General features: G+C 65.5%; 18 protein-coding genes. 8 read left to right on the top strand and 10 right to left on the bottom strand.

Annotation, left to right across the window (positions count from 1 at the left end; all coding sequences use genetic code 11):
• Positions 1–103: 103 nt before the first annotated feature.
• Complete coding sequence (locus M9H71_RS08735) at positions 104–1,795, top strand: ABC transporter ATP-binding protein (RefSeq protein WP_455404651.1); 1,692 nt, start codon at positions 104–106, stop codon at positions 1,793–1,795.
• An 80-nt stretch (positions 1,796–1,875) separates the two neighbouring features.
• Here the strand turns inward: M9H71_RS08735 and M9H71_RS08730 are convergent, their stop codons facing one another.
• Positions 1,876–2,679: an NYN domain-containing protein gene (locus M9H71_RS08730; protein ID WP_455404650.1), complete on the bottom strand. Its 804-nt coding sequence runs from the start codon at positions 2,677–2,679 to the stop codon at positions 1,876–1,878.
• A gap of 163 nt (positions 2,680–2,842) precedes the next feature.
• Positions 2,843–8,971, bottom strand: coding sequence for an apolipoprotein A-IV repeat region-like domain-containing protein (locus M9H71_RS08725; protein ID WP_455404649.1), 6,129 nt, complete (start codon positions 8,969–8,971; stop codon positions 2,843–2,845).
• Positions 8,972–9,411: 440 nt separating this feature from the next.
• Between M9H71_RS08725 and M9H71_RS08720 the strand changes: the two genes are divergently transcribed.
• Both M9H71_RS08720 and M9H71_RS08715 read left to right on the top strand, forming a co-directional pair.
• Positions 9,412–9,771: an Hpt domain-containing protein gene (locus tag M9H71_RS08720; RefSeq protein WP_455404648.1), complete on the top strand. Its 360-nt coding sequence runs from the start codon at positions 9,412–9,414 to the stop codon at positions 9,769–9,771.
• A gap of 96 nt (positions 9,772–9,867) precedes the next feature.
• The gene (locus tag M9H71_RS08715) at positions 9,868–10,188 is read left to right on the top strand and encodes a 2Fe-2S iron-sulfur cluster-binding protein (RefSeq protein WP_110788664.1); all 321 of its coding nucleotides are present in this window, start codon (positions 9,868–9,870) and stop codon (positions 10,186–10,188) included.
• Between the two features lie 144 nt (positions 10,189–10,332).
• Here M9H71_RS08715 and M9H71_RS08710 read toward each other — a convergent pair whose 3' ends face one another.
• Positions 10,333–10,788, bottom strand: a complete 456-nt coding sequence (locus tag M9H71_RS08710; protein ID WP_455404647.1) for an acyl-CoA thioesterase — start codon at positions 10,786–10,788, stop codon at positions 10,333–10,335.
• Positions 10,789–10,948: 160 nt separating this feature from the next.
• Here M9H71_RS08710 and M9H71_RS08705 point away from each other — a divergent pair, with 160 nt between their 5' ends.
• A complete protein-coding gene (locus M9H71_RS08705) occupies positions 10,949–11,977 on the top strand; it encodes an NAD(P)/FAD-dependent oxidoreductase (protein WP_164601555.1) in 1,029 nt (342 codons plus the stop codon).
• Between the two features lie 75 nt (positions 11,978–12,052).
• On the opposite strand, the gene M9H71_RS08700 is transcribed toward M9H71_RS08705, so the two are convergent.
• The 3 genes from M9H71_RS08700 to M9H71_RS08690 all read right to left on the bottom strand — a co-directional run bounded on the left by M9H71_RS08700 (position 12,053) and on the right by M9H71_RS08690 (position 15,149).
• Positions 12,053–13,036, bottom strand: coding sequence for an NAD-dependent epimerase/dehydratase family protein (locus M9H71_RS08700; RefSeq protein ID WP_455404646.1), 984 nt, complete (start codon positions 13,034–13,036; stop codon positions 12,053–12,055).
• Positions 13,036–14,022 (bottom strand): GDP-mannose 4,6-dehydratase, encoded by a 987-nt coding sequence (gene gmd, locus M9H71_RS08695; protein WP_455404645.1) that lies wholly within the window; start codon positions 14,020–14,022, stop codon positions 13,036–13,038. Before gmd ends, M9H71_RS08700 begins: the two co-directional genes overlap by 1 nt.
• 65 nt (positions 14,023–14,087) lie before the next feature.
• Positions 14,088–15,149 carry a glycosyltransferase family 2 protein gene (locus M9H71_RS08690; protein WP_455404644.1) on the bottom strand — a complete coding sequence of 354 codons (1,062 nt, stop codon included), beginning with the start codon at positions 15,147–15,149 and terminating at the stop codon, positions 14,088–14,090.
• 134 nt (positions 15,150–15,283) lie between these two features.
• On the opposite strand from M9H71_RS08690, the gene M9H71_RS08685 reads away from it, so the two are divergent.
• The 3 genes from M9H71_RS08685 (at position 15,284) to M9H71_RS08675 (ending at position 18,658) form a co-directional block, all read left to right on the top strand.
• Positions 15,284–16,621: a glycosyltransferase family 4 protein gene (locus tag M9H71_RS08685; protein WP_455404643.1), complete on the top strand. Its 1,338-nt coding sequence runs from the start codon at positions 15,284–15,286 to the stop codon at positions 16,619–16,621.
• A gap of 7 nt (positions 16,622–16,628) precedes the next feature.
• Positions 16,629–17,900, top strand: a complete 1,272-nt coding sequence (locus M9H71_RS08680; protein ID WP_455404642.1) for an O-antigen ligase family protein — start codon at positions 16,629–16,631, stop codon at positions 17,898–17,900.
• A gap of 89 nt (positions 17,901–17,989) precedes the next feature.
• Entirely contained in the window at positions 17,990–18,658 is a 669-nt protein-coding gene (locus tag M9H71_RS08675) for a DUF2147 domain-containing protein (RefSeq protein ID WP_455404641.1), read from the top strand.
• A 50-nt stretch (positions 18,659–18,708) separates the two neighbouring features.
• On the opposite strand, the gene M9H71_RS08670 is transcribed toward M9H71_RS08675, so the two are convergent.
• The 3 genes from M9H71_RS08670 to M9H71_RS08660 form a co-directional block, all read right to left on the bottom strand.
• The gene (locus M9H71_RS08670) at positions 18,709–20,742 is read right to left on the bottom strand and encodes a TonB-dependent receptor (protein ID WP_455404640.1); all 2,034 of its coding nucleotides are present in this window, start codon (positions 20,740–20,742) and stop codon (positions 18,709–18,711) included.
• 529 nt (positions 20,743–21,271) lie between these two features.
• Positions 21,272–23,371, bottom strand: a complete 2,100-nt coding sequence (locus tag M9H71_RS08665) for a hypothetical protein (RefSeq protein ID WP_455404639.1) — start codon at positions 23,369–23,371, stop codon at positions 21,272–21,274.
• 91 nt (positions 23,372–23,462) lie between these two features.
• Entirely contained in the window at positions 23,463–24,548 is a 1,086-nt protein-coding gene (locus M9H71_RS08660; RefSeq protein WP_455404638.1) for a UPF0104 family protein, read from the bottom strand.
• Positions 24,549–24,957: 409 nt separating this feature from the next.
• On the opposite strand from M9H71_RS08660, the gene M9H71_RS08655 reads away from it, so the two are divergent.
• Positions 24,958–25,464, top strand: coding sequence for a YciE/YciF ferroxidase family protein (locus M9H71_RS08655; protein WP_455404637.1), 507 nt, complete (start codon positions 24,958–24,960; stop codon positions 25,462–25,464).
• A 102-nt stretch (positions 25,465–25,566) separates the two neighbouring features.
• Here M9H71_RS08655 and M9H71_RS08650 read toward each other — a convergent pair whose 3' ends face one another.
• Positions 25,567–26,007, bottom strand: a complete 441-nt coding sequence (locus M9H71_RS08650; protein WP_455404636.1) for a hypothetical protein — start codon at positions 26,005–26,007, stop codon at positions 25,567–25,569.
• Between the last annotated feature and the right edge of the window lie 52 nt (positions 26,008–26,059).

The raw sequence follows: 26,059 nt of genomic DNA, 5'->3' as shown, positions 1-26,059 counted from the left end.
TTGTTTGAATCGTTGTAATGGGTCGACAGACGATGGAAATCGCGATGTCGGACGTTTAAGACAGGCGCCTCCTGGAAAATCGCTACGATCGCGAGAGGGGCGCATGAACAACGACGGTTCTGAACGCAGCCCTACCGCGCAGATTTTGTACGACCATGCCCGCGCGGACTGGCGGTCGCTTTCTGTTGTCGTGGTCGTCATCCTGGTCTCCAGCGCAGCCAGCGTCGCCGCGCCGTATCTGTTTTCCCGCGCGATCGACCAACTTCCGAAGGGCGGTGCGTCCGGCGAACTACTCTATGCGCTGTTTTCTTATGCGGCGCTGGTCGGGATCGCATCCGTATTGAGCCGGGTGGTTCAGTATCTCTCGGCCATCACCAACGAGAATCTGGGATACTTCGTCTCTACCGAGCTGTTCGCGCGAATTCTGAGGAAGCGCGCCGAGTTCTTCATCGAGCACAATCCAGCCGAGATCCAGAATGCGGTCGGTCAGGGACGAGGCGCTCTGACGACCATCGCGAACATCGCTCTGATCGTCTGGCTCCCGAGCGTGACGCAGGTCGGACTGACACTGTTCACGCTCGGCTATCTGCTCGACCTGCAGATCGTCCTCGCGGTTGCGGCCTACGGCGCGATCGTCGTTCTCGTCACCCTCGGGTCGACGCGACGCTCGCAGCAGCTTCTGGACGCTGCGATGGCCGCCAGCCAAGACAATGCCAGGTTTGCGGGTAATGCGATGAACGCGATGGAGACCTTGCGCCAACTCGGCGGCTCGACATGGATGAGTCGGCGTTTCGCCGATCGGGCCGGCGCGGTCAGGGACGGATGGCGAGCCTACATGCTCAGGCGGGCAGGAACCTCGGCTCTGCTCGGCCTCGGTCTCGCGGCCCAGTTCGCGATCAACTTCGCTTTGCTGTTGCCGAGATATCAGGCGGGACTCGTCAGTATCGGCGACATCGTGCTGTTCAACGCTCTGTTGCTGCAGCTCAACACGCCATTCGAAATGATTGCGCAGACGATGGACAGCTTCGCCCGCTCACGCGCGCAACTGCTGCCGCTGACACGCTTGTGGAACGCCCCGGAAGAGCACGATGATCCATCGTCGATCCCCTTCAGTATGTCCGACGGAACGATCATATTCGAAGAGGTTGGCTACGATTACGGTAATGGCCGAGGCGTATCAGGGATCGGATTCTCTGCCGGCCGTGGCGCCATCACGTTCATCGTCGGCGAGACCGGCGCGGGAAAATCGACCGTCTTCAAGCTTGCTCTGAAGTCGATTGAGCCGCAGCAAGGTCGGATCACAGTGGATGGCACCGACATTCGGCAGATCGCGCGCGCCGATTGGTTCAAGATGATCGCCGTCGTTCCGCAGGAGGTGATCCTGCTCAACGAGAGTCTGGCGGACAACATCCTGCTCGGCCGAGAACGGGACGAAGCGCGGTTGCGCGATGTGGCCAACAAGGCTGCGATCCTCGACCTGATCGAATCGCTGCCGGAAGGTTTTGATACGGCGGTGGGGGAACGCGGTCTCAAACTATCCGGTGGGGAACGCCAGAGGATTGCGATCGCGCGCGCGCTGTACGGTGCCCCGGCGGTGTTGTTTCTCGACGAGGTCAGCTCCGCCCTCGATGAGGAGACCGAGTGCGACATCATGGATCATATCCGTGCAATTGCCGGCGACGTCACGGTGCTGGCGATTACTCATCGTCGATCGTTCCTGACGCCGATGGACAACGTCATTGACCTCGGCGCGAGCCGGGAGGCCAGTGAGGAGCAGACGGCCGATCGCCGCTGAACGTCATTGCCGCCTCGTCCGCAAGGAGCAGGTAGGGCGCGATCCGATCCCGATTGCTGGCAGGCGAACTCGTCGGATGGTCAGGTCGCAGCACCTGCGGTTCGTCGAGCGTCCGGTCTCGCGGAGCGCTTTCTCGGGGACGTCGTCTTGGCGGCCGGTGCGCCGGTCGGCTTCAGGCGAATCCGCATCGAGTGTCCGTTCTGCTGCTCCAGCTCGAACGCGTTGGTCTTTCGCACCAGGTCGCTCAGCTTGCGGAATCCGAAGGTTCTGGGATCGAAGTCGGAGGCCAGATTGGACAGGCGCTTGCCGACTTCACCGAGCGACACCCAGCCGTCTTCGCTTTCCATCTGCTTGATCACCCGCTCGATGATCGGCGTGGCCGCGGCCGGAGGCTGAAGCGGTTTTGCGCTCGACGTCGTGCCCTTGCTGTCGGTCGCTCCCGCGACCAGGTTTTCGGTGTAGACGAAGCGCCGGCACGCCTGCCGGAAACTCTCCGGGGTCTTCTGTTCGCCGAAGCCGAACACATCGACGCCTTGCTCGCGAATCCGGGAGGCGAGGCGGGTGAAGTCGCTGTCGGACGACACCAGGCAGAAGCCTTCGAACCGGCCGCTGTGAAGCAGGTCCATCGCGTCGATCACCAGCGTGATGTCGGACGCGTTCTTCCCGGTGGTGTAGGCGAACTGCTGCTGCGGGATGATGGCGTGTTTCGCCAGAATATCGGCCCAGCCTTTCGAGCGCGGGGTGGAGAAGTCGCCGTAGATCCGGCGAACACTGGCTTCGCCGATCTTCGCGATTTCCTCGAACAGCCCATCCGCAATCTTTGCGGACGCGTTGTCCGCATCGATCAGAACGGCAAGGCGAGGCGAGCGGGGTTCGGAAGGCATGGTGCGTCCTCGGGTCTGATGCGGATCGGAAACTGGAAAGCGTCTCGTCGTGAGATAGCGATGCAGCCCAGCATCCACAACGCCAAACGAAAAGCGGGAGCCACCGGCCCCCGCTTCGGATCGATTACTTGATCGCGCTGCCCGGACCGGGCAGGGCGCTATCTTACCCCAGCCGTCCGGCCGCGTGCGCCAGCAGCGTGTAGACCAAGCCGGTTTCGGACGAGAGGTGGCTGCGCAGCGCCTGCGGGGCGTTGTCGTCGCGGGCCACCTCGTCGAGCAGACGCTCGAACTCGGCGATGTAGCGGTCGACGGTCTGCTTGAAGCTGCGCTCGCTGCGATATTTGCGGGCGACTTCGTCGAACGCCTTCTGGCCGGCGGGGGTGTACAGCCGCTTGGTGAAGGACTTCGCCTCGCCGCGCTGATAGCGCTCCCACATTTCCAGCGCGAGGTTGCGGTCCATCAGCCGGCCGATGTCGAGCGACAGCGATTCCAGCGGATTGCCGCTCATCGCGGTCTGGGCCTGCGCGCGGCCGCGGGGCGGCTCGCGCTCGGTGCTGGTGTCGGCGCGGTTCAGCAGCTCCGACAGCCAACCGTCACGGCCCTGGTCGGCGTTGCTGGGTGCGACCGGCGGCGCTTCGGTGCGGCGCGGTCCGGCCGGCAGGCCGAGGTCCGGCGGCGGCAGCGTGGCTGCGCTGGAGTCGCGGCCGCGCGGCGCGGGACGGGCGACGACCGCTGCTTCGGTCCGGCCCGTGCTGGCGGTAGCGAGCATCGGTTCCGCCTCACGGGTGGTGACGGCGGCGGCGCGGGTCGGCGTCACCACGTCCATGCCGCGGCCGTGGCGGGCGACGATACGGTTGAGCTCGGCCAGCGCCTCGATCTGGTCGACGATCACCTTGCGCATCTGCGAGGTGCTCTCGGCGGCTTCCTGCGGGATTTCGAGCACGCCGCGGCGCAGCTCTTCGCGGGTCGCTTCGAGCTCGTGGTGCATCTCCGAGGCCATCTGCTTGATGCCCTGGACGATCGAGGTGAAGCGATCGGCCGATTGCTTGAACAGCGCGTCGGCTTCCTGGGTGCCCTGCTGATACACTTGGTGCATCGCCTCGACGGTGAGGCGGCGCTCCTGTTCGGCGGCGCTGCGCACCGCTTCGAACTGCTGCGTGATGCTGGCGGAGCCGGCACCCGCGGTTTCGGCGACGATCCGGGCGACGTCGCGGGCGCGCTCTTCGGCGGCGGCGAGCGATTCATCGAGCAGGTTGGTGAACCGGCCGAGCCGCTGATCGAGATCGGCAGTGCGCAGATCGATGGTGGTCACCAGCGATTCCAGCGCCTCCTTGCGATCGTTGACCGAGCCCGACGCCGCACGGTTGCTGTGCTCGAGCAGATCGGCTGCATCGGCCAGTGCGCGGCCATGGGCTTCGAACTGCGCCGACAGCGCGCCGAGATCTTCCAGCGCCTTGGCGGTCTTGCTGTGGAAGCCGGTGAGCTGGTCTTCCAGCGTCCGCGTCGCGGTGCCGCTGCGGGCATTGACCTCGTTCATGGTGGTGACGAAGTCGGCGACCCGGGTCACCAGCGCGCGCTCCAGCGAGTTGAGGTTCTCGTGGGCGCCGGTCAGCACCTCCTGCAGCAGGATGTTGCCTTCGCGCAGACGCTCGAACAGCGCCACCGTGTCGGTGCGCAGGATCTTGCTGGTCTCCTGCATCTCGGTGACGGCGGTGATCGAGACCTGACGCGACTGTTCGATCGCCGACCGCGACGCTAGGTCGAGGTCCTTGAGCGACTTGTTGATCGCGTTGGTGGCCAGATCGCCGGCGCCGGTGATCGAGCGGGCGACCTCGGTGCCGTTGGTCAGGATCGAGTTCGAGAAGGTCTTGCCGCGGGATTCGATGGCGTTCAGCGCATCGGAGGTGACGCGGTCGATCTCGACGGTGAGCTGGCTGGTCTTGCCGGTGAGGGCTTCGACCAGCACGCCGCGCTTGCCGTCGATGATCTGCGCCAGCCGCTCGGCCTGCTGCTGCACGTAGCCGACGATCTCCTCGCTCTTGGCAGTGATCGTCGAACCGAAGCTGCCGCTGGCTGCGAACACCGAACGTTCGACATCGGCCGAGGTCGATTTGATCTTGGCGCTGACCTCGTTCGACATCGCCACCAGGGTCGATTGCGCCGCCGAGGCGCTGACCTGGATGTGGTCGGTGGTGTTGCTCGTCACCGTCGACAGCGTGTGCTCGATCTCGGCGGAGATCGCCTTGATCTGGCCGGCGGCGTCCACCGAGCTTGCGGTCAGAGTCGACTGCACCTGACGGGCGCTGTCGAGAATGGTCGAGGCAGTGGCGGCGCCGACGCTGGTCAGCGTCCGCTCGACGTCGATCGCCAGCGATTTGACGTGGTTGGCGGCTTCGTCGGACGCGGTGGTGAGCGTGGTCTGCGCCTCGCGGGCACCGGCCAGGATCGAGTCCGCGGTGCTGCGACCGGCGGCGACGAGGGTGCGTTCGACGTCGGCGGCGATCGAGCGAACCTGGTCGGCGGATTCGGTCGAGGTCGACACCAAGGTGTTTTGCACTTCGCGCGCAGTTGCGAGCAGGGCACCGGCTGTTGCGCTGCCGGCAGTGGTCAAGCTGCGCTCGATGTCGCTGGCCAGCGACTTGACCTGGTTGGCAGTGTCGGTCGAGGTCGCCACCAGGGTGGTCTGCGCCTCACGCGCACCGGCCACCATGGTCTCGATGGTGCTAGCGCCGGCCGCCGACAGGCGGCGTTCGACGTCGGCCGTGAGCGTCGCGACTTGGCTGGAGGCTTCCGACGAGGCGGTGACCAGGGTGGAATGGGCCTCCCGGGCGCCGGCGACGATCGCGTTGACAGTCGAGCTGCCGGCTTCGGTCAGTGTGCGCTCCACCTCGGCGCTGAGCGCCTTGACCTTTTCCGACGACTCTTGCGAGGCCGAGACCAGGGTCGACTGCGCCGCACGGGCGCCGCCGAGAACCGCTTCGGCAGTGGCGTTGCCGGCTGCGTACAGCGTGCGCTCGATGTCGGTGGACAGCGAACGGATCTGACCGGTGACTTCGGACGACGCCGACACCAGCGTGGCGTGCGCTTCGCGAGCGCTCGCCAGCACCGAGGCCGAGGTGGTGTCGCCGGCGCCGGTCAGGGTACGTTCGATGTCGGATACCAGCGATCGCACATGATTGGCGACGTCGGTGGAGGTGGTGGTCAGAGCGGTCTGCGCCTCGCGGGCGCTGCCGAGCACCGAAGCTGCGGTGCTGCCGCCGGTATCGGTCAGCGTGCGCTCGATCTCCGAGGCCAGCGACTTCACCTGGGCGGCGATTTCGGTCGAGGTGGTGGCGAGCGTGCTCTGCGCTTCGCGGGCGCTGCCGAGCAGCGAAGCCGCGGCGCTGCCGCCGACCTCGGTAAGGGTGCGCTCGATATCGGACGCCAGCGACTTCACCTGGTTGGTGACGTCGGTGGAGGTCGAGACCAGCGTGGTCTGTGCCTCACGGGCGCCGGCCAGCACGGTCGCGGCGGTCGCAGTGCCGGCGGCCGACAGCGTGCGCTCGATGTCTTCCGACACCGAACGGAACTGCATCGCAGCCTCGCTGGAGATCATCGTCAGCTTGACCTGGGCTTCGGTCGCGCTCGACACCACCGTGGTAGCAGCCGTGGTGCCGACCGAGGTGAGGGCGCGTTCGATCTCGGCCGAGGTCACCTGCAACTGAGCGGCGACATCGCTCGACACCGACAGCATCGATTCCCGCGCCGTCTGAGTGTTGCTGCGGATCGTCTCGGTGGTGCCGACCACGAGGCTGGTCAGGGTGCGTTCGGCGTCGGCGACGTTGGTCTTGATGCCGAGCGACAGCTCTTCGGCGCGCGCCATCAGCATCTCGCTGGCTTCGCGGCCGCTGGTTTCGAACCGGCCCGCCACCGCTTCGATGCGCGAGCCGAGCAGGTCCTCGAATTGCGTCACCCGGACGTCGACGTCGTTGATCACCGCGGTGACGCGGTTCTCTAGGCCGTCGTGGATTTCCTGGAAGCGGGCGCTGACGGTGGCGCTGAGATTGGCGGTGCGGCCGTCGATCGTTTCCGTGACCGCGCCGATGCGGCGGTCGATCGCGTCGATCGCCTGCGCGGTGCCGTCGGTGAGCGAGTGGGTGAGGTGGGTCAGCCGCGAGTCGATCGCTTCGATCGCCTGCACCGCACCGGTCGACAGCGTCGTGGTGAGGGTGGTGATGCGGTCGTCGATCACTTCGGCGGCGTTCGCCGCGCCGGTCGACAGCGTGGTGGTCAGCGTCGCGATCCGGCCGTCGATGACGTCCGCTGCGCTCGAGGTACCGGTCGACAGAGTGGTGCTGAGCTGCATGATCCGCGAGTCGATCGCTTCCACCGCAGTGGCGGCGCCGGTCGACAGCGCCGAGGCGAGCTTCTCGATCCGGCCGTCGATATTGCCGGTGACCGCGTCGGTGCGGGTGTCGAGGATGCGTTCGAGCGAGTTGAGATGGTTGCCGACGGTGTCGTCCAGCGCCTTGAGGCGGGTGTCGATCGCGCCGTCGATGCTGCCGACGCGGGTGTCGAACAGGCTCTCGAACTGGTGCAGACGATCGTCCAGCCGCGCGGTGATCTCGCCGGAGCTGGTGGTCACCCGCTGATCGAAGCTGTCGACGTAGCTCTTCAGGGTCTCGTTGATGTCCAGGGTGCGCTGACCCATCCGCTCGACGATCTCGCCGCCGAACGTCTTTACGGTGCGGTCGAATTCGGAGATGTGGCGGGTGATCAGCGCGCCGAGCGTACCGCTGTCGCGCGCGAACTTCTCGGCGAGCTCGGTGCCTTGCTGCTTCACGAGGTCGTCGAACGCGCTCATCTGGATGCTGAGCGTGTCGTGGGCGGTCTCGGTCTGGCTGACCACCTTGGCGACTAGGGTGTTGACGGTGACGTCGAGCGCTTCGCTCGCCTTGTCGCCGCTGGTCAGGATCTGATCGGCAAGGCGATGGCCGGCGTCGTCGATCTTGTTGACCAGATCGCCGCTGCGCAGCTCGAGTTCGAGCAGCAGCGAGTCGCCGGAGTTCTTCAGCGAGTCCTGCACCTGCTCGGTACGCTCCGAAATGCCGTCGATGATGGTCGAGGAGCGCTGCTCGAAATCGGTGGTGATGCGGTCGAGCCGCTCGTTCATCATGTCGTGGACGCGATCGGCCAGTTCGACGAACTCGGCGTGGACGTGACCGGTCTTGAAATTGAGGCTGGTGGTCAGCCGTTCGCTGGCGTCGAGCACCGCGCGGGTGGTCTCGGAGCTGGCTTCTTCGAGGCGGTCGAGCAGTTCGCCGCCGCGCTCGCCGAGCGCCAGAATCATGTTGTCGCCGGCGTGGCTGAGCGCGCTGGTGATGTGGGCGCCGCGCTCTTCCAGTGCGCTGGTGATGCTCTTGGCGACCTCGTCGACGCGGCTGGCGATCGCATCCGAGATCAGCGCGATGTCGTGACGCAGATCGATCTGCACGCCGGAAATCGCGCTACGCACCTGCTCGGCCTGACCGACCAGATTGTCGCGCTGATGCGCGATGTCCTGCAACAGGGCGCGGATGCGGACTTCGTTGTCCGAATAGGCGCGTTCCAGCGCCGACACTTCATTGGCGACCAGCGCTTCGAGTTCGCTGGCGCGGGCAATCGCACGCTCGACGCCGTCGCCCATCGCGGCGACCTCGCGTCGGATCGCCTGCCCGACCGTCACCACCGAATCGCTGGCGGCGATCTCGGGTTCGGAGAAACGGATTGCGACCTGCGCCATCGACTGCGCGATCATCCGCAGTTCCTGACCGCGCCAGGCCAAACTGGCGAGGAAATAGAACAGCATCACCGGCGCGAAGAACAAGGCGGTGAGGCCCGCCAGCGCCAGGGTGCCGCCGCTGCCCTGGCCGATCAGCGCCTGCAGCGAGGGGAGGAAGGCGACGGTGAGGGCGATGCCGCCGACGATCCAGACCGCGGCGAAGATGGTGGCGAGGGTGTAGACGTTACGCGTGGTGCGGCCCTTCTGCAGCGACTGCAGCAGTTGGCCGATGGTCTCGCGGTCGTCGTTGGCGGGGCGCGAGGCGAAGCTGCGATCGGCGACCGGCTCGAAGCTCGGCGCAGGCGGCGCGATCCGAGGCTCGGCCGTCAGATCGGGCAGGCTGGGCTCGGTGTCCGAAATTGACGCACTTTCCTTCGGCCCTTCGGCCTGATCGTCGCCGGCCGGCGGCGCGTCGGGGATGTTCAGGGCTTCCTGAATCGCCGACAGCGCGACTTCGGTCGGATCTTTGATCTTCTTAGGATTGTTCGCCATCTTGATTTACGCCCTTGTTACGCATCCGGGGACGTCGGTTCAGTGGAGACCGCAGACAGGCCCCTCGGTGCTCCCCCAGCACGGCGAAGTTGAACCCCATTCCCACCGCGCTTTTGTCCGCCACTTCCTGAAACATCCTATTGGCTGGATCGCGCGAATGAAATGGTTCGGATTAAGACTTTCTTAATCATCGTTAACGGCATCCCCCGCTAAGCCCTTCGGCGAGCGGAAAAATCCTACGCGGCCGAGCGGTAACGGTGGCATTTTAGCGACATTGGCGCGGCAACTCTGCGACGATGTCCCAAAACGGTGCACCGCCACCGGCAAGAATGCGTTAACTAGACTCATGGTTCGCTCCTCGGCCTGGATTGCTCCGATGTGGAAAACCGCAATTCTGTGCCGAGGTGAACGTGCCGCTACAGGTCGAACGGATCGAATGGATGCCATCGCCGCCGCTGGTTCCGGACTTCGAGCCGATCGATGATGCGCATCTGTATAAGATGACGCTGGGCGATCCCGCGCTCGAGCGTGAGGTGCTGCTGCTGTTCACCGCACAGGCAGCGAGCCTGATGGCGCTGCTCGCCTCCTGGCCGCCCGATGCTGCTGCGCTCGCGCATACGTTGAAAGGGTCGGCGCGTGCGATCGGCGCGTTCGCGGTGGCGGACGCCGCTGCTGCCGTCGAAGATGCGCTGCGCCGCAATGACGACGCCGCCGAGCCGCTGATGGTGCTCGAAGCTGCGGTCGAGCACGTCCGCACCGTGATCGACGCGCGCGCCAAGCCGACCGGTTCCGGCTTTTGACCGGCGCGACGGCTGGCGGAACGCCGGCCGAGACGCTATAGGACTGGCGCGTCAGCCCATAATTCATAAAACGAGCAAAGCGTCCGACGAGCAATCATGGCCAAGATTCACTTCGTTGATCACACCGGTGAAACACGTACTGTCGACGTCGAAGAAGGCGCGACAGTGATGGAAGCGGCGATCCGCAACGCCATCCCCGGCGTCGAGGCAGAATGCGGCGGCGCCTGCGCCTGCGCGACCTGCCACGTCTATGTCGACGAAGCTTGGCGCGAGAAGGTCGGTGCCCCGTCGCCGATGGAAGAAGACATGCTCGACTTCGGCTACGATGTGCGTCCGAACTCGCGGCTGTCGTGCCAGATCAAGGTCTCGAGCGAGCTCGACGGGCTGGTCGTGACCACGCCCGAACGTCAGGCCTGAACAGAGCAGATCTCACCCACCGGGCGGCTGTTGCACAGGCTGTTGTGCGACGCCGCGTGAGCCGCGGTCGCAATCTCCGATTGATCCTGACCGCGCGCGTCGCGGCCGGACGATTCGAACTATCATCCGGCCAAGACGCCTCGATCAATCGTGCTCGACGCCGCGGTGCCACCACGGCGCCAGATTGGCGATGATCTGCTCGGTCAGCGGCGCCGGCTTGCGGCTGGTTTCGTCGACCAACACGGTGACGGCGCGCGCCGAGGCGACGCAGACGCCCTCCGAGAAAACCACCTGATCGAAATGCGTCGAAGTGCGCCCCAGTTTGACCAGGCCGAGCCCGAGCTCGATCTTGCCCGGCCAGTGCAGTTCGCTGCGGAAGTGAATGTCGAGCCGTACCATGACCCAGGATAGTCCGGGCGGGATCAGTCCGTTGTTCGGGTCCTTCATCAGCGTGACCCGGCCGGTCTCGAAATAACTGGCGTAAACCGCGTTGTTGACGTGGTTATTTGGATCGAGATCGGCGAAGCGGACGTTGTCCGTCAGACGGAACGGGAAGTCTGCGAGCTGCGGGAGCGCGTGGTCACGGGATCGTGCGGTCAAGGGCCATTCTCCGGGCTTTTTAGAACCATTGAACGCAAATCTTGCGCTAGAACAAGATACCAATGGCCTTTTATGGCTTTTCTCCCCCGCCTGCCTTGGTTAGACAGGCCGCGACCGGACGGTCCGCGTCCGAACATCTTCAACCCATAAAGAAGCAAAGATGACCGAAACGATCAAAACCGACGTGCTGATTGTTGGCGCCGGTCCGTGCGGACTATTCGCCGTGTTCGAACTGGGTCTGTTGGACGTCAAAGCGCATCTCGTCGACATTCTCGACAAGGTCGGCGGCCAGTGCGCCGAGCTCTATCCGGAGAAGCCGATCTACGACATTCCCGGTGTGCCGATGATCACCGGCCATGGCCTCACCGAAGCGCTGATGGAGCAGATCAAGCCGTTCAATCCGACCTTCCATCTCAGCGAGATGGTCGAGAACGTCGAGAAGATCGGCGATCCGGGCTTCCGCGTCACCACCAATGCCGGCACCGTGTTCGAATGCACCGTTCTGGTCGTGGCGGCCGGCGGCGGCTCGTTCCTGCCGAAGCGTCCGCCGGTGCCCGGCGTCGAAGCCTACGAGGGCAAGTCCGTGCACTACGCGGTGCGCAAGATGGAAGACTTCCGCGGCAAGGATATCCTGATCGTCGGCGGCGGCGACTCTGCGCTCGACTGGACGCTGAACCTCAACCCGATCGCCAAGAGCATGACGCTGGTGCATCGCCGCGACGACTTCCGCGGCGCGCCGCATTCGGTCGAGCAGATGCGCCAGCTGGTCGCCAGCGGCAAGCTCGATCTCAAGATCGGCCAGATCACCGAGCTGCAGGGCGACAACGGCCAGCTTACCGGCGCCACGGTGAAGCTGAACGACAATTCGACCGCGCAGATCAAGTGCGATGCGATGCTGCCGTTCTTCGGCCTGACCATGAAGCTCGGCCCGGTCGCCAATTGGGGCCTGGATCTGGAGAACAACCTGATCCCAGTCGATACCGGCACGTTCGAAACCAACGTCCCCGGCATCTTCGCGATCGGCGACATCAACACCTATCCCGGCAAGTTGAAGCTGATCCTCTCGGGCTTCCACGAAGGGGCGCTGATGGCGCAGAAGGCCGTCAAGTACGTCTACCCGGACAAGCGCGTCGTGTTCCAGTACACGACGTCGTCGACCAATCTGCAGAAGAAACTCGGCGTGAACTAATCGCGCAGGCCGCGTATCACAATGGAGTCAGGGAAGGCGCGCTGCGAGGTGCGCCTTCTTTTTTTGCACGCGCGGTTATTTGTCGCCTTTGGCAGTGGTGGCCCGCTGATCATCGAGGACGTCGGCGAGCGTTTTCTCGAACGAGATCGTCGGTTGCCAGTCAAGTACGGATCGCGCCCGGCTGGCGTCGCCAACGATGACGTCCGAGGCGTCGGTTCGGCCACGACTCGGATCGTTTTGCACGTCGATCTGAACGCGTGCCATCGACAATAGCTGCTGCAGCATATCGCCGATCCGGCGCGGCAGGCCGGACGCGACGTTAAGGATCAATCCGGCTTCGAGCTCGTTGCTGCGCGCGATGACTTCCGCATAGGCGGCTGCGACGTCGCGCACATCGAGAAAATCGCGCTGACCGTCGAGGTTGCCGACTTGCATCTGCGGCGGCGTGAGACCGGCTTCGATCCGGGCGATCTGCCGCGCGAACGCCGGCACCACGAACGCGTCGGTCTGGCCGGGCCCGGTGTGATTGAACGGCCGCATCCTGACGCAGCGCAATCCTTTGGCGATCAACACCCCGAGTGCGAGGTCGGCGGCCGCTTTCGAAGCACCGTATTCGTCGGTCGGCGCCAGCACAGTGTCTTCTGTGGTCGGGCGTATCGGCGGACGATTCTTCCCATAGGCGAGACCCGAGCCGACGTGCACGAGCACGCAGTCGGGCGCGGTCTGCAGGATCGCGCGTCCGATGTTGCGGGGGCCGTCGAGATGCACCCGCCAACTCGCCGACGGATCGGCGTTGGCCGCTGACGGTGCGGCCAGCGCCGCAAGATTGACGACATGGGTCGGCTGAAGTTCGGCGATGGTGCCGGTGACTGCAGCGGCGTCGGTGACGTCGAGAGCGACCACTTCACCGAGAACCGGGTCGCTCCCAGTGTGGAGTGCGGTCGGGACGATCTCGACCTGGTCGCCGAATCTACTGCGGATCGCCGCGGCGAGGTGGAGCCCGACGAAGCCGATCGCTCCGGTCACCAGAAGCCGCAAGGGCGCACGCTGCGTCGGCATCAACTTCGTTCGCTCCGCTCCAGCCGGACGAGATCGGCCCTGACCATTTCCTCGACCATCTGTTCGAGCGGGGTCTCGAACGTCCAGCCGAGCTTGTGTTTGGCCTTGGAGGCGTCGCCGTGCAGATAGTCGACTTCGGCGGGGCGCAGATAGCGGGGATCGACCACCACATGGTCGTTCATATCGAGCCCAACGCAGCCGAACGCCATCTCGCAGAACTCTCGTACCGAGGCCACGCGGCCGGTTGCGATCACGTAGTCGTCAGGCACGTCCTGCTGCAGCATCAGCCACATCGCCCGGGTGTAGTCGCGGGCATGGCCCCAATCGCGCTTCGCGTCGAGATTGCCGAGCGACAACGTCGTCTGCAGGCCGAGTTTGATCCGCGCGACGCCGTCGGTGATCTTGCGGGTGACGAACTCGATGCCGCGCAGCGGCGACTCGTGATTGAACAGGATGCCGCAGGAGGCGTGCATGCCGAAGCTCTCACGATAGTTGATCGTCATCCAATGCGCATAGAGCTTCGCAGCGGCGTAAGGCGAGCGCGGATAGAACGGTGTGGTCTCGGTTTGCACCGGTTGCTGGATCAGGCCGTACATCTCCGAGGACGAAGCCTGATAGAACCGTGCGCCGGGGCAGGCGGTCCGCACCGCTTCCAATACGTTCACGGCGCCAAGACCGGTGACGGTCCCGGTCAGCAGCGGCTGCTGCCAGGATGATTTGACGAAGGACTGCGCCGCGAGATTATAGACCTCGTTCGGCTGCAGGTCCGTCAGCAGTCGGATCAGGCTGGACAGGTCGGTCAGATTGCCGTCGTGCAGCGTCACTTGGCCGGCGATGCCGAGCCATTTCAACCGGCTGGTCATGCCGTCCGCGGACGCACTGCGGCGGAGCAGGCCGTGAACCGCATAACCTTGCTCGATCAGGTGCTGGGCCAGATAGGCTCCGTCCTGTCCGGTGATACCGGTGATGAAAGCCATTTTGCTCATGGTCGGTAGATTATTCCTGTTGTTCGATGATCACCTGTAAAAGGGGGATCTCGAATGTCACCTGTTTAGCGGTTTCGAAGCTGCCACGCCGCCTTAATCGCTTTGAGCGGCCCTGATCTGAGCAGCAGAAGCGCTGCGGACCACCTGGCGGTCCGGGATGGCAGCTTGTTGACGCGCAGCAGATTCAGCACTGCGGCCTGGGCGAATTTTCGCTCGCCGGCGGTGAGGGTTCGGAGCTGCGAGGTGATGGCGTCGAGGTCGATCGCCGAGGGCGGGGTTGTGGCCGCAGCGGTCGGGTCGGCCAGTTCGAGCATCCGGAACAGTCGCGAGCTGTCGCGTTCGAACGGTCCGGGAGCGGGATCGTGCCAGTCCGGTGGCGCCATCAGCGCGGCGGATGGGTCCGGCATGCCAGCCCGCCTTGCGGAGGCGGCGAGCTTGGCGAGGCGGGCTGAGTAAATCTGCCGTAGCTGTCGCGTGCGGGTGACACTGCCGCCGTGCTCGCGATAGCGGATCAACAATTCCGGCAGAATGGCGACCTCGCCGATATCGGCGAGCCGCAGCCAGAAATCGTAGTCTTCGCCAGCCTCGAATGCGGCGTGATAGCCGCCGACCCGGCGTGCTGCCTCGGCGCGGAACATCACGGTCGGATGAATGAACGGGCTCTTCTTCATCAGCGTGGAGCGCAGCGCTTGCGGGCTCGGGCGCATGTCGCGGCCCTTCGGCCGCCCGTTCTCGTCGATGATCGTGGCCCAGCCGCCGAGCAGCACCACGTCGGGGTGGCGCTGCATGTAATCGACTTGCTGCGCCAACCGGTCGGGCAGGGCGATGTCGTCGGCATCGAGCCGGGCGATCAGCGCGGCGCGGGCCGCCGCCAATCCTCGGTTGAGGCCGACGACGAGGCCGTCTCGCGGCTGCCGCAATATGATGATGCGCGGATCGGTCGCCGCGACCTGCGCCAGGATCGCCGGCGTTGCGTCGGTGGAGCCGTCGTCGATGACCAGGAGCTCGAAGCCGGCAAATGTCTGGTCCCGAACGCTGCGGATCGCCTCGGCGACCCAGCGTTCTCCGTCACGGACCGGCATGATCACCGAGACTTTGGGCTGCTCCGCCGGCACGCCATTCCTCATTGTGCTCCGCCCAAGCGAGGGCGGCGGAGGAACTTAGACTGCGGGAGAGGAGGCAATGCAAGCGGCGGCATTGACGCTGTAAAGCCGAAACCGCTAGACCCGCCGGTCAGCGGCCGTCAGGCCGGACACCGAAGATGGACAGCACCTTGGACCAGCCCGCCGACCGAAACGATCAGCCTTGGCTGTGGATGGACGTCTCGACCAGCGCCCGGGCGCGCACCGGCCAGATGAACGGCACGCTCCGGGTCGAACAGAGCTACATCCGTGCCCTGTCGGCCGAAATGGCGCCGGCGCTGCGGTTCTGCCGCTACGACCCATTGCGAAGCGACTACGTCGTGGTCGCGTCTCCTCCCGATCTGAGCGGCAAGCCGGTGGCCGGTAAGCCGAAATCCAAACCGCGCGGTGGGATCGCCGCCGTGCTGAAGCCGATCGGCAAGTCTGTCGAGCGCGGCGTCAAGACCGCGGTTCGCGGTGCGACCGCATCGCTGCTGCGCAAGACCAGCCAGACCGAGCCGCTGCCGAAGCTCGGCGGAGGCGCTCTCGGCGAAGTGCTGTTTCTCGCTGGCGAGAACTGGTCGCGGGTCGATTTCGCGACCGTCGCCCGGATGCGCCGCGAGCGCGGCACTAAGGTCGCCGCGCTGTGCCAGGACTTCATCCCGGCGGTCGCGCCGCAGTTCTTCGCCGGCGGCGATTTCGTCGCCAAGTTCGACGCCTATGCGCAGTTCCTGATCAAGGAAACAGACCTCGTCGTGTCGATTTCGGAGGCGACCAAGCGCGATATTCTCGGCTATGCCCAGCGCCACGGCGGGATGCGCGGCGACGTCGAGATCGTTCATCTTGGCGCCGATATTCCGGCGCCGCAGACGGCGCGGCGACCCGAGGCGTTGACCGATGCGCAGGCCGCGCGGTTCGTGATCAGCGTGTCGACCATTCAGTCGCGCAAGAATTTCGATCTGTTGTACCATCTCTGGCACCGGCTCACCGAGCAGAACACGCCGAACCTGCCGACGCTGGTGATCGTCGGCCAGCCAGGATTCGGGAGTGCCGACCTGCTGTGGCAGATCGCGAACGATCCGGTCACCGCGCATTCGATCGTCCATCTACCGCGTGCCGGTGACGACGAGTTGGCATGGTTGTATCAGCACTGCCTGTTCACGCTATATCCTTCGTTCTACGAGGGCTGGGGCCTGCCAGTCTCCGAAAGCCTCGCCTTCGGCAAGTATTGTCTCGCCTCGGACGCCTCGTCACTCCCGGAGGCGGGCGCCGGCCTCGCACGCCACCTCGACCCCTTCGATTTCGCCGCCTGGCGTCAAGCCGTCCTTGACCTGATTGCGGCGCCCGAGCAACTTGCCCGCCACGAAGCCGCGATCCGCGCCGGCTATCGCCCTGTCACCTGGACGCAATCGGCGACGCGGCTCGCCGGCGTGCTGCGCGGTCTGGCCGCGACGGGGTCCTCTGCACACCCCAGATAGAGGTTTCATGGTGTCTGTTACCGCCCATTCGTCGCCGCCGAATTCGGTGTTCGACCGGAGCCGAGCGTGGCTGTTGACCGTCAAAGCGCCGGAGCGGCTGTTCGTGCTGGTGATGTGCCTGATGTATGTGATGCACAACATCTGGCTGTCGCGGACCATCCTGTGGTTTCTTGTGCTGCCGACGCTGCTGATCACCGCGCTGCCGCTGCGTAACCTCGCGCCGATCGTCAAATCCGGCGTCTTCCTCGCATCGGCCGCTTTCCTGGCCGTGATCATCATCACGTCGCTGCTCGGCGACGGTGTGCCGGGCGCGCTGCTCTGGCGAAACGTCCGCTATGTCGCAGCGGTTCTGGCGTTCGTCACCATCGTGGCCCATCTCGCCAGCCGCGACGGCGACTTTCTTCGCTTGTTGTTTCTATGGCTCGCGCCGGTCGCCGCACTCGCTGCAATCCGCGATGTCGGCTCGTTCAGCCACTGGTCGGTGTCGGAGATGCTGACGGTGCGGTTGCAGGGCACCAAGGGACTGAGCTTGTACTACAACTCCAACGTCGTCGGCCTGATGTATGCGATGCCGTGTGTCGGAGCGGTGGCGATGATGGCGACGCGCCGACTGCGCTCCTGGCAGTTCATGTTGCTGTTTGTGTCTGCGTTGGTGCTTCTGGCTGCGGTGCTGCTCTCGGGCAGCCGGGGATCTTTGATGGCGGCGCTTGCCGGAATCGGTGTTGCGGTGCTGCTCGCGGCCAATTGGCGGATCGCCGCGGCGGTTGCGGCGCTCGTTGCGATCGCGGCGGTCGCGACGTTGCTGACGCCGCTTGCGGGTGAATTGGTTCAGCGGAAGGATAGTCTCCGGTTCGAGCTGTGGCCGGTGTATCTGCACATGGTGACGCTGAAGCCGTGGTTCGGCTATGGCCTTGCCTTCGACCCCCGGGTCACCCTGCCGAACGGCATCGAGGTGATGAACGGTCACAACATTTTCATGTGTGCGGCCGTTCGCGGCGGCGTGATTGCGGCACTGGCGCTCGCGGGTGTGGCGCTCACCGCGTTGGCGAGCGGCTGGCGCGCGTTCCGCCGAACCGGGGACGTGACGGCGCTGGCGCTGCTCGCGGCCGCTCTGGCAGCGAGCTCCGTCGATTATGAGATTATCCCGAGCGACCTCAGCTATCTCTATATTCTGCTCTGGCTGCCGGTTGCGATCTGCCTCGGCGCCGCGCTGACATCCGCCCAGCGAGTTCCCGCCACGCGCCCTGCTACACCGCCGGCGGACATCGCCACGTCATAAAATCGATCCCGATCCGCCGCGCTCTGCTCACTGGATTGCCGGATCGATCCGCCATATTGTCGTCTCATCGCGATGTTTCAGGTGTTGCCATGATCACACATCGACCGACTACACATCGACCGATCCGATTAGTCGCGCGGGCCGCTGTCGCGGCTTTCGCGCTGTTGCTATCCGCGGCCGCCCCGTCGGTTGCCGCGGAACCGACCGCCGCAGGCCTTTGGCAACGCACCGACAACGGCAAGCCCGGCGGCAAGCCGGTGGTCTGGGTGCTGATGCTCGATCGCGGCAACAACATGTATGAGGGGATCGTCGCCAAGAGCTTTCCGCAGGCAGGGCAACCCAACCTGACGATCTGCGACGAATGTGAGGACGACCGCAAGAACCAGCCGATCCTGGGCATTTCGCTGATCCGCGACATGAAGCGGAAGGGCCGTGTCTATGAGAACGGCAACATTCTCGATCCGCGAAACGGCGACGTTTGGAAGGCGATGCTGACGGTCAGCCCCGATGGCCAAACCCTGACGCTGCGCGGCTATCTGATGACGCCCGCGCTCGGCCAGGACGAGGATTGGTTCAGGCTGCCCGACAGCGCGATCTCTCAACTCGATCCGGAGATCGTCGCCAAGTTTATGCCAGAGCAGGCAGCCATGCAGGCGGCGCAGGCCGGAAAGCCGGTCGCTGCCCCCGGGACCGCCGGCAAGGCCAAGGCTCCCCCGGCGCCGGCACACAAGGGCGGCGCGATGGCGCCGGCTCGGTGAGGTGAGACTGCCCGATCTGCGGCGGCCGTGTATGAAGATGGCCGCTGCGTTCAGAAGTCCACCGTCATCGACAGCCACAACGTGCGTGGCATGCCGAGGATGAGGTAGCCGGACGGGTTGGCGGTCCAGTAGCGTTTGTCGGCGATGTTGGTCACGCTGGCCCGGAACGTGGTCGGCCGGCCGCCGAGCTTGGTGAAATAGCGGGCGCCGATGTCGAACGTGGTCCAGCTCGGCACATCCTGCAGATTGTCGGCCGTGACATAGGCCTTGCTGGTGTAGACAGCGCGCGCGGTGGCGGTGAGGCCGGACACGAACGGCGTGTCCCATTCGACGCCGAGATTGCCCTGCAGGTCGGGTGCCGCGATGGCGTGGTTGCCGTCGTTGAGATGTCCCGCGGTCTGGGTGAGCCTGGCGTCCAGCCAGGTCATGCCGCCGAGAATTCGGACGCCGGTCGCGATCTCGCCGAACGCCGTCAGTTCGATGCCGCGGTTGCGCTGCTCGCCGTCGAGCCCGAAGAGCTTGGTGACCGGATCGAGCACGCCGTTCGGCTGGCTGATCTGGAACGCCGCCAGGGTGGCGCCGAACCGGCCGAAATCGAGCTTGGTGCCGACCTCGTATTGCTTGCTCTTGAACGGCGCGAACACCTGATTGGGGTTGGCGGCACCGGACGGCGGGGTCGGGCCGGGCGACAGCCCCTCAATGTAGCTGGCATACAGCGACAGATACTGCAGCGGCCGCACCACCAGAGCCACCGACGGCGAGGTCGCGCTCTGATCGTATGCCGAGTTGGTGACGCCGGTGATCGGAGCGTAGTTGTCCGACACCACCTGCTGATGGCGCGCGCCGAGCGTCAGTTGAACCGCGCCGTTCAGGACCGACAGCGTGTCGGCGACGCCGACGCTGCGCAGCTCGAGCTTGTTGGCTTTGCTCTCCGGGAAGTACGCCAAGGGCGTGCCTGGCCCGGGCAGTACGGTCGGGGCATAGATGTTGGTGAGGTAATTGCCGTAGCGGGTCTGTCCGAGCCAACTGGTCTGTACCAACGCGGAACCGCTGACCACGACTTCATGGTCGATCGGCCCGGTGGTGAAGCGCGACCTCACGCCGGCTTCGCCGGAAACGGCGTCGGACTTGCCGGTCTGGAACGTCGAGGTCGACTGCGCATCTCCGGCCGAGTTGAGGATCGTCGGGCCCGGCGACTCGCGCTTGTCGAAGCCGAACAAATTGCCGCCGATCGCGCCGAACACCGTGACGTCGGACGTCAGATCGTACTCCGCGCGGGTCAGGCCGGTGACGCTCCGCGCGCGCGAGTAGTCGAACGGTTGGGACAGGTTGATCCGCGGATCGGGTGCCGCCGGCACGGCAATGCCAGGCACCGGGCCGTAGCCGCGCGTGCCGGACTTGAGCCAATCATCCTGATAGATCAGATCGGCGGACCATCTGAACCGTTCGCCGCGATAGTCGACGGCGAGCGAGCCGGCGCCGTCGCGGATCGACTGCCCGTCGATCGTCGGCCATCCGCCTTCGAACGCACCGTTGGCGCGGACGCCCCACTGTTTCTGGTCGCCGTAGCGACGCGAGACGTCGAGGCTGTTGGTGAAGCGGGCATCCGACATATAGCCGGCCGTGTAGCGGGTCAGCGGATCGTCTTCGGCTCGCTTGGTCACGACATTGACGTTGCCGCCGATGGAACCGCGCGGCGACATCCCGTACAGGAAGCTGGCTGGACCTTTCAGCAGCTCGATGCGCGCGATCGGCGCCGGGTTGATGCGATAGTTCGGCACCAGACCGTACAGCCCGTTCAATGCGAAATCGCTGTTGTCGACGCGGAAGCCGCGAATCGTCAGTGCGTCGTATCGATTGCCGGCGCCGATCGAAGCGCGAACCGATGGATCGCTGTTGGTCAGCACTTCGGCGACGCTGGTGGCCTGCTGATCGCGAATGGTCTGGTCGGTGTAGCTGGTCAGGCTGAACGGCGTCGCCATGTAGTCTTTGTTACCGAGCAGGCCGAGATGGGCGCCGCGCGCGACCTGGCCGCCGGCGTAGCTGGGCGGAACGGCCGAGCGCCGGGCGCCGAGCGACGGCACCGGGGCTACGGCGACATCGCCGCGCGTCGCGCGCCCGCGTGGCGCGGCCGGCCGCGCCGTCGCGGCAGGCTTGCGCTGCGTTCGGGCGACTGCGCGCCGCCGCGGTGCATCGACAACGACCGACGGCAGCGCCTGAGCGTCGGGCGATACGCGACTGGCGGAGACGGCCGGGCGCGATATTGCTGGATCTGTCGGACCTGCTTGTTGAGCCTGCGCGACATGAACGGTTAGCAGCATCGATATGCAAGCCAGCGGGAGTGCCGCCGCCCGCGGCGCGTTCAGTTCGTTCAACATGCCGTCCCCAGGGTGTTTCTTCGTGCTTGATTGCGGTGGGATCGATCAGAAGCGATCCCACCGGCCGCGCACGCTAAGGACGACGGTATTCAGTTCCTAATAGAGCCGTTCCAGCTGAGACGGCTTCTTGGATTGAGCGTCAGGGTTGTGCCGGGCGATGAGAGACAGGCAGACGAGAGCGACGACAGCCGCGCGGGCAGCGACGCGATGTCGTCGCCCAAGATTGTGCGGGTGGTCAGTTCCCGCTCGGCACGGGCGCTTGCGGTGGCGGCAGCGGCAGGCTCTCGACGTCGGGGCCGCCGGGCTGCAGCGACAATACGGATTCGGCTGCCGGCAACGCGGCGTCGGCCATGGCGGCGTGACCTTCGGCAGTGGGATGGATCGCACCGCCGTACACCGCCGACACCACACCCCAGGTGGCGTCGTGGATATCGGCCGGCTGGATCGCGGCGGCGAGGCCCTGCGGGTAGGTCATCGCCGCGAAGTAGCTGTCGTTGGCGTCACGGATCCAGCGCGCGCGCGGCAGATAGGCGCGGTAGTTGCTCGCGCCGGCGCCGCAGGTCATCGGCGAGCTGCCGGCGGTGACGATGTCAGGATTGAAGCTGTTGCCGCTTTGCGAGAAGCAGGCGCGATCGAATTCCGGGTCGGTTGCGGCACGGGCGCAGAAGCCGTGCTCGGCGAACACCCGCTGATGAGAATCGACGAAGGTCATGCGGTCGGACGACGGGTCGCGGCACAGCACCCCGTTGGAGCATTGCGCCAGATCCTTCAGCCGCGGCAGGAATTCGTTGTCGACGAACGAACTCACCGCGCCGAGCCGGGTCGGGTCGGCATTGAACGAGGGGTGGATGTCGAACCCGGCCGGACCGCCGGGGCAGGGCGTCCCGCGGTTCGTCAGCGCCGGATTGGCATAGGCGACGTAGACCACCCGCGACAGATCCGCGACCATCGGCTTCAGCGCCTCGCGTAGCCGGGCGAAATCCCGCGGCAGCGTACGGGCCAGCGCAGTCCGCGATTCGTCGACCGAGCCGATCACCCCGGAGCGCCGGAACAGCGCTCGCTCGGTTGGGGAGTCGACGATGACGTCGGCGACCAGACCGGAGAAATTGATGTCGTTGGCGCCGATCGACAGCAGCACCAGGTCGAGATTGCGGTTCGGCTGGCGGCGATGCGCAGCAGTGAGCGCGGCGCGCAATTCGCCGAGCTGACCGTCGACACTGCTCGGGCAGGTCGTCCCGGATTTGGTGCGGATGCACTCCCGCGCTCGCTGCGAGCCGAGCAGGCCGTCGGTGATGGTCGCGCCGGTGCAGGCCAGCGGCAGGTAGGTGACGGCGATGTGCGGATGGCGGACTGCGAGCGCCAGCGCGGTGCGGGTCTGGTAGCTGTATAGCGAGCGGTGACACGCGGCGTTGAACCAGGTCGCCGAATAGCGTTGCCAATTCGTCAGCGTGTCGGGTGCTTCGCAGGCGCGCCCGCCTTTGAATCCGGCTCGGCTCGGTCGGTAGAACTGGCCGGTGCCGCTGCCGAGATAGGATTTGAAGCAGAACCCCTCGTCCGACAGTGCAATCGCGCGGTCGGGGTTGCCTTCGCCCGAGCCGATCGAGTCGCCGAGGCCGGCGATGAAGAAATCGCGCACCTGGATCGGTGTGGTGACACGCAGCGGCGCGTCGGCGCCGCTGGTGACATCGACGGTGGCGATCGTCGGCTTGCCATAGCGGGCGCGGAAATTGATCGGCTCGGCGCAGTCCTGGGTGGCGTTGCGCGGCCCGTCGCCGTCGTCGAACGTCCAGGCGCAGATCGCGCCGACCGGGATCGCGCCGGTCAGCCGCACCGTCACCGGATGCTCGGTCGGCGTCAGGTAGCTCTCCTTGATGCCGTCGCGGGTGCAGGGCTCATTGACCCGGCCGGCGAGGTCGATGCACAGCCGATTGACGACGTTGCGGGCCCAGCCGCGGCCCTCGCTTTGCCGTCCGAGAGTCTCCTCCGAAGCCAGCACGGTCAGACCGTTCAACGCGTCGACCTGTTCCCGAAAATCGCGTTCCTCCCGGAACAGCCGGAAGCGATTGCGCACCTCCCAACTGATCTGCATCGAGCCGTCGGTGACCGGCACCGCCGCAACCGGCGGGGCGACTGCCGGCGGCGCCGCGGGAGCTTGCGCTGTCACCGGTGGTGTCGCTGTGGGTGGCGCTGCTGCGGGCGGCGCAGCGGCGGGGGCGGCCTGTTCGGGACTGCTCGAGCCTCCGAACAGCGAAAACTGAGCGAACGCGGGGAGCGACCAGGCGCCTGCCGCGCCGGTCAGCAGCAACAACAACGCCAAAGATCGGGAACGGGACATGTCACCACGCGGCCAACAAGGATTGCGGCCATTGACGCTGCGGTTGAGGCTAAAATATGGGGCCGACCGCGGCGAGGAAGGAATCTCTTGATCAGAGTTTGGGGGAGCGGTGCAGAGATTGTCCGACCTGTGTCCTGACCGGCGCTGCGGCCGGCGCGGTGGTGGCCGGGTGGCCATCGCAGCCGTTGCGGCGCTCCCGCCACGGCTTGATTACGCTCAGCCAGATCTCGCGGATGCCCATGATCGAGATCGCCACCCCGAACGGCAGCAGGAAATACAGCACGCGATAGATAAGCAGCGTGGCGATCACGTCCTCGCGGGCGAACATCGGCAGCGCCACCAGCATCGCGGCGTCGAACACGCCGAGACTGCCCGGCGCATGGCTGGCGAAGCCGAGCAGCGTGGCGAGGATGAACACCACCGCCAGGGAAACGTAGTCGATATAAGGCTCCGACGGCATCAGCAGGTACATCGCCAGCGCGCAGAAGCCGAGATCGACCACACCGATCAGCACCTGCACCAGCGTCAGCTTGGCCGACGGCAGCACCACCTTCCAGCCGTTCTGGCCGAGCTCGCGCCGCTTCTTTCCGGTCGCCAGCCAGACGAAATAGGCGGCGATGCCGGCCAGGCAAGCGACGCCGATCAGCCGGTTGATCTCGTCGGGCAGCAGGTCCATCGCGCTCGCCGCCGCCGGATGCCAGATCATGCCGATGCCGAGCACGAACAGGTTGCCGAGCCAGAATGTCAGGCCTGAGATGAAGCAGATCTTGGCGACGTCGATCGCCGACAGGCCGTAGTCGGAATAGATTCGGAACCGGATCGCGCCGCCAGTGAACACAGTGGCGCCGAGGTTGTGGCCGATCACGTAGGAGGTGAAGGCCGACATCGCGGCGATGCGGTACGGGACGTGCAACTTGCCGATCGTGCGCAGTGCGAAGAAATCGTAGAACGTCAGGGTGCAGAACGCACCGACCACGCACAGCGCCGCCAGCCCGATCTGGGCCGGGCTCTTGTCGGTCAGCGCGGTCAGAATCACGGTGTGATCGACCCCTTTCAGGGTGCGGACCAGCGACGAAATCGCGAAGCCGATAATCAGGATGCTGGCGACGATACCGACACGTTTCCAGCCGATATACGTCTTGAAGCCACGCCCCAGCGCGCTCAGCAGTCGATGCATTCGTCCTCCCGGCGGGGCGGCAACGCGACGAACGCCGCCTGCAGCACGACCCTGCTACCGGCGTTCGACTTACTCATCCACGCAATTCCTTAGGGCATAAAGGGCCCGTCGTGCAATCCGCCGTACTGTCGCGTGCGGATCGCGCATCCATGGGACGGTCGGCGGTCAGCGCCTTTGACGTGGCACAAACCAGCCGTCCGGCGGCTGCATGGCCGCACCCTGTCGGGGGCACCCGTGCTCGCCGAGCCCGGATATAGGGCGCGCAGGCGCCTGACGCCATCGCGACGTCATCACTCATGGAACCGCGGAACGGCGATCGCCGCCGCTGGTTAACGCCCCGACTGCCGTGGAAGAGCGCCGGGCGGATCGCTGTCCGACCTCCCTCCGGCCAACCAAAAGAGGAACCGCGATGGGACTTTTCACCAAAGACATCAAGACGATGGACGATCTGTTCGTGCACCAATTGCAGGATATCTACTACGCCGAAAAGCAGCTCCTGAAGGCGATCCCGAAGATGGCCGACAAGGCCACGGATCCGATGCTGAAGCAGGGGTTCCTGAGCCATCTGGACGAAACCAAGGGCCATGTGAGGCGGCTCGAGCAGGTGTTCGAAATGCACGGCGTTCGGCCGAAGGCGGTCGATTGTCCGGCGATCGACGGCATCATCGAGGAGGCCGACGAGACCGCCGGTGAGGTCGACGACAAGAAGGTGCTCGACGCCGCATTGATCAATGCAGCTCAGGCGGTCGAGCACTACGAAATCGTTCGCTACGGCAGCCTGGTCTCATGGGCGAAGCTGCTCGGCCGCAACGATTGCGCGGCGGTGCTGCAGAAGACGCTCGACGAAGAGAAGGCCACCGACAAGAAGCTCAACACGCTCGCCGAGAGCCAGATCAATCTTCGCGCGGCCGGTTGAGCCGGTTGCGACGAGCGTGTGACGAAATGCTGAGGCCAAAGGCCGCGCGGATAACTGCGCGGCCTTTGGTGTTTTCAACAGCGGGCTGACTCGCGCGAGCGATCAGACTTTGCGCAAAGCGAAATAAGCGCCGCAGAACGCCATCGCGGCGCCCAGCAATAGAGTCGCCAGCCCTGCGATCACACCTGCTGCGGTCGGGACGGCGGAGGGCGCAGAGGCGGCTTGGCCGGCGGCAGCGAGTACCAGGACCAGCACGACGATCAGGAACTGCCGTAGCCGCGGCGGAATTTGTCCGGCCACCGCATGGTTCATCAGCCGCGCGGTGAAGTAACCGCCGGCGAACCCGGCGGTCGCGACCAGCCACCACGCCAGCGCCGCGCTCGCCGGCATGAAGCTGCCGGAATCGTTGCGCCACAGCCCGCCGAGATCGAGCCCGATGCGCTGGCCGAGCATATGCAGCGCCAGCGCCAGCAGCAGGCCTGACATCAGGGCGCCGCCCAGGATCAGGTGGCGGGGGTAAGGAACGGCTTTGGATTCGGGCATAGCGGGGGTCCGTGCGAAGCTCGGATTGTAGGAAACCGCGTTCCGGCCCACA

The sequence above is a fragment of the Rhodopseudomonas parapalustris genome (genome assembly GCF_053772255.1).
The sequence above is the reverse complement of the archived record's forward strand: the minus strand, read 5'-3'. Positions and strand labels throughout refer to the sequence as shown.

Bases quoted from the DNA above. Each gene is read 5' to 3' on its own strand.
- M9H71_RS08735 (WP_455404651.1), top strand. From the start codon at position 104: ATGAACAACGACGGTTCTGAACGCAGCCCTACCGCGCAGATTTTGTAC.
- M9H71_RS08730 (WP_455404650.1), bottom strand. From the start codon at position 2,679: ATGCCTTCCGAACCCCGCTCGCCTCGCCTTGCCGTTCTGATCGATGCG.
- M9H71_RS08725 (WP_455404649.1), bottom strand. From the start codon at position 8,971: ATGGCGAACAATCCTAAGAAGATCAAAGATCCGACCGAAGTCGCGCTG.
- M9H71_RS08720 (WP_455404648.1), top strand. From the start codon at position 9,412: ATGCCATCGCCGCCGCTGGTTCCGGACTTCGAGCCGATCGATGATGCG.
- M9H71_RS08715 (WP_110788664.1), top strand. From the start codon at position 9,868: ATGGCCAAGATTCACTTCGTTGATCACACCGGTGAAACACGTACTGTC.
- M9H71_RS08705 (WP_164601555.1), top strand. From the start codon at position 10,949: ATGACCGAAACGATCAAAACCGACGTGCTGATTGTTGGCGCCGGTCCG.
- M9H71_RS08700 (WP_455404646.1), bottom strand. From the start codon at position 13,036: ATGCCGACGCAGCGTGCGCCCTTGCGGCTTCTGGTGACCGGAGCGATC.
- gmd (WP_455404645.1), bottom strand. From the start codon at position 14,022: ATGAGCAAAATGGCTTTCATCACCGGTATCACCGGACAGGACGGAGCC.
- M9H71_RS08690 (WP_455404644.1), bottom strand. From the start codon at position 15,149: ATGAGGAATGGCGTGCCGGCGGAGCAGCCCAAAGTCTCGGTGATCATG.
- M9H71_RS08685 (WP_455404643.1), top strand. From the start codon at position 15,284: ATGGACAGCACCTTGGACCAGCCCGCCGACCGAAACGATCAGCCTTGG.
- M9H71_RS08680 (WP_455404642.1), top strand. From the start codon at position 16,629: ATGGTGTCTGTTACCGCCCATTCGTCGCCGCCGAATTCGGTGTTCGAC.
- M9H71_RS08675 (WP_455404641.1), top strand. From the start codon at position 17,990: ATGATCACACATCGACCGACTACACATCGACCGATCCGATTAGTCGCG.
- M9H71_RS08665 (WP_455404639.1), bottom strand. From the start codon at position 23,371: ATGTCCCGTTCCCGATCTTTGGCGTTGTTGTTGCTGCTGACCGGCGCG.
- M9H71_RS08660 (WP_455404638.1), bottom strand. From the start codon at position 24,548: ATGCATCGACTGCTGAGCGCGCTGGGGCGTGGCTTCAAGACGTATATC.
- M9H71_RS08655 (WP_455404637.1), top strand. From the start codon at position 24,958: ATGGGACTTTTCACCAAAGACATCAAGACGATGGACGATCTGTTCGTG.
- M9H71_RS08650 (WP_455404636.1), bottom strand. From the start codon at position 26,007: ATGCCCGAATCCAAAGCCGTTCCTTACCCCCGCCACCTGATCCTGGGC.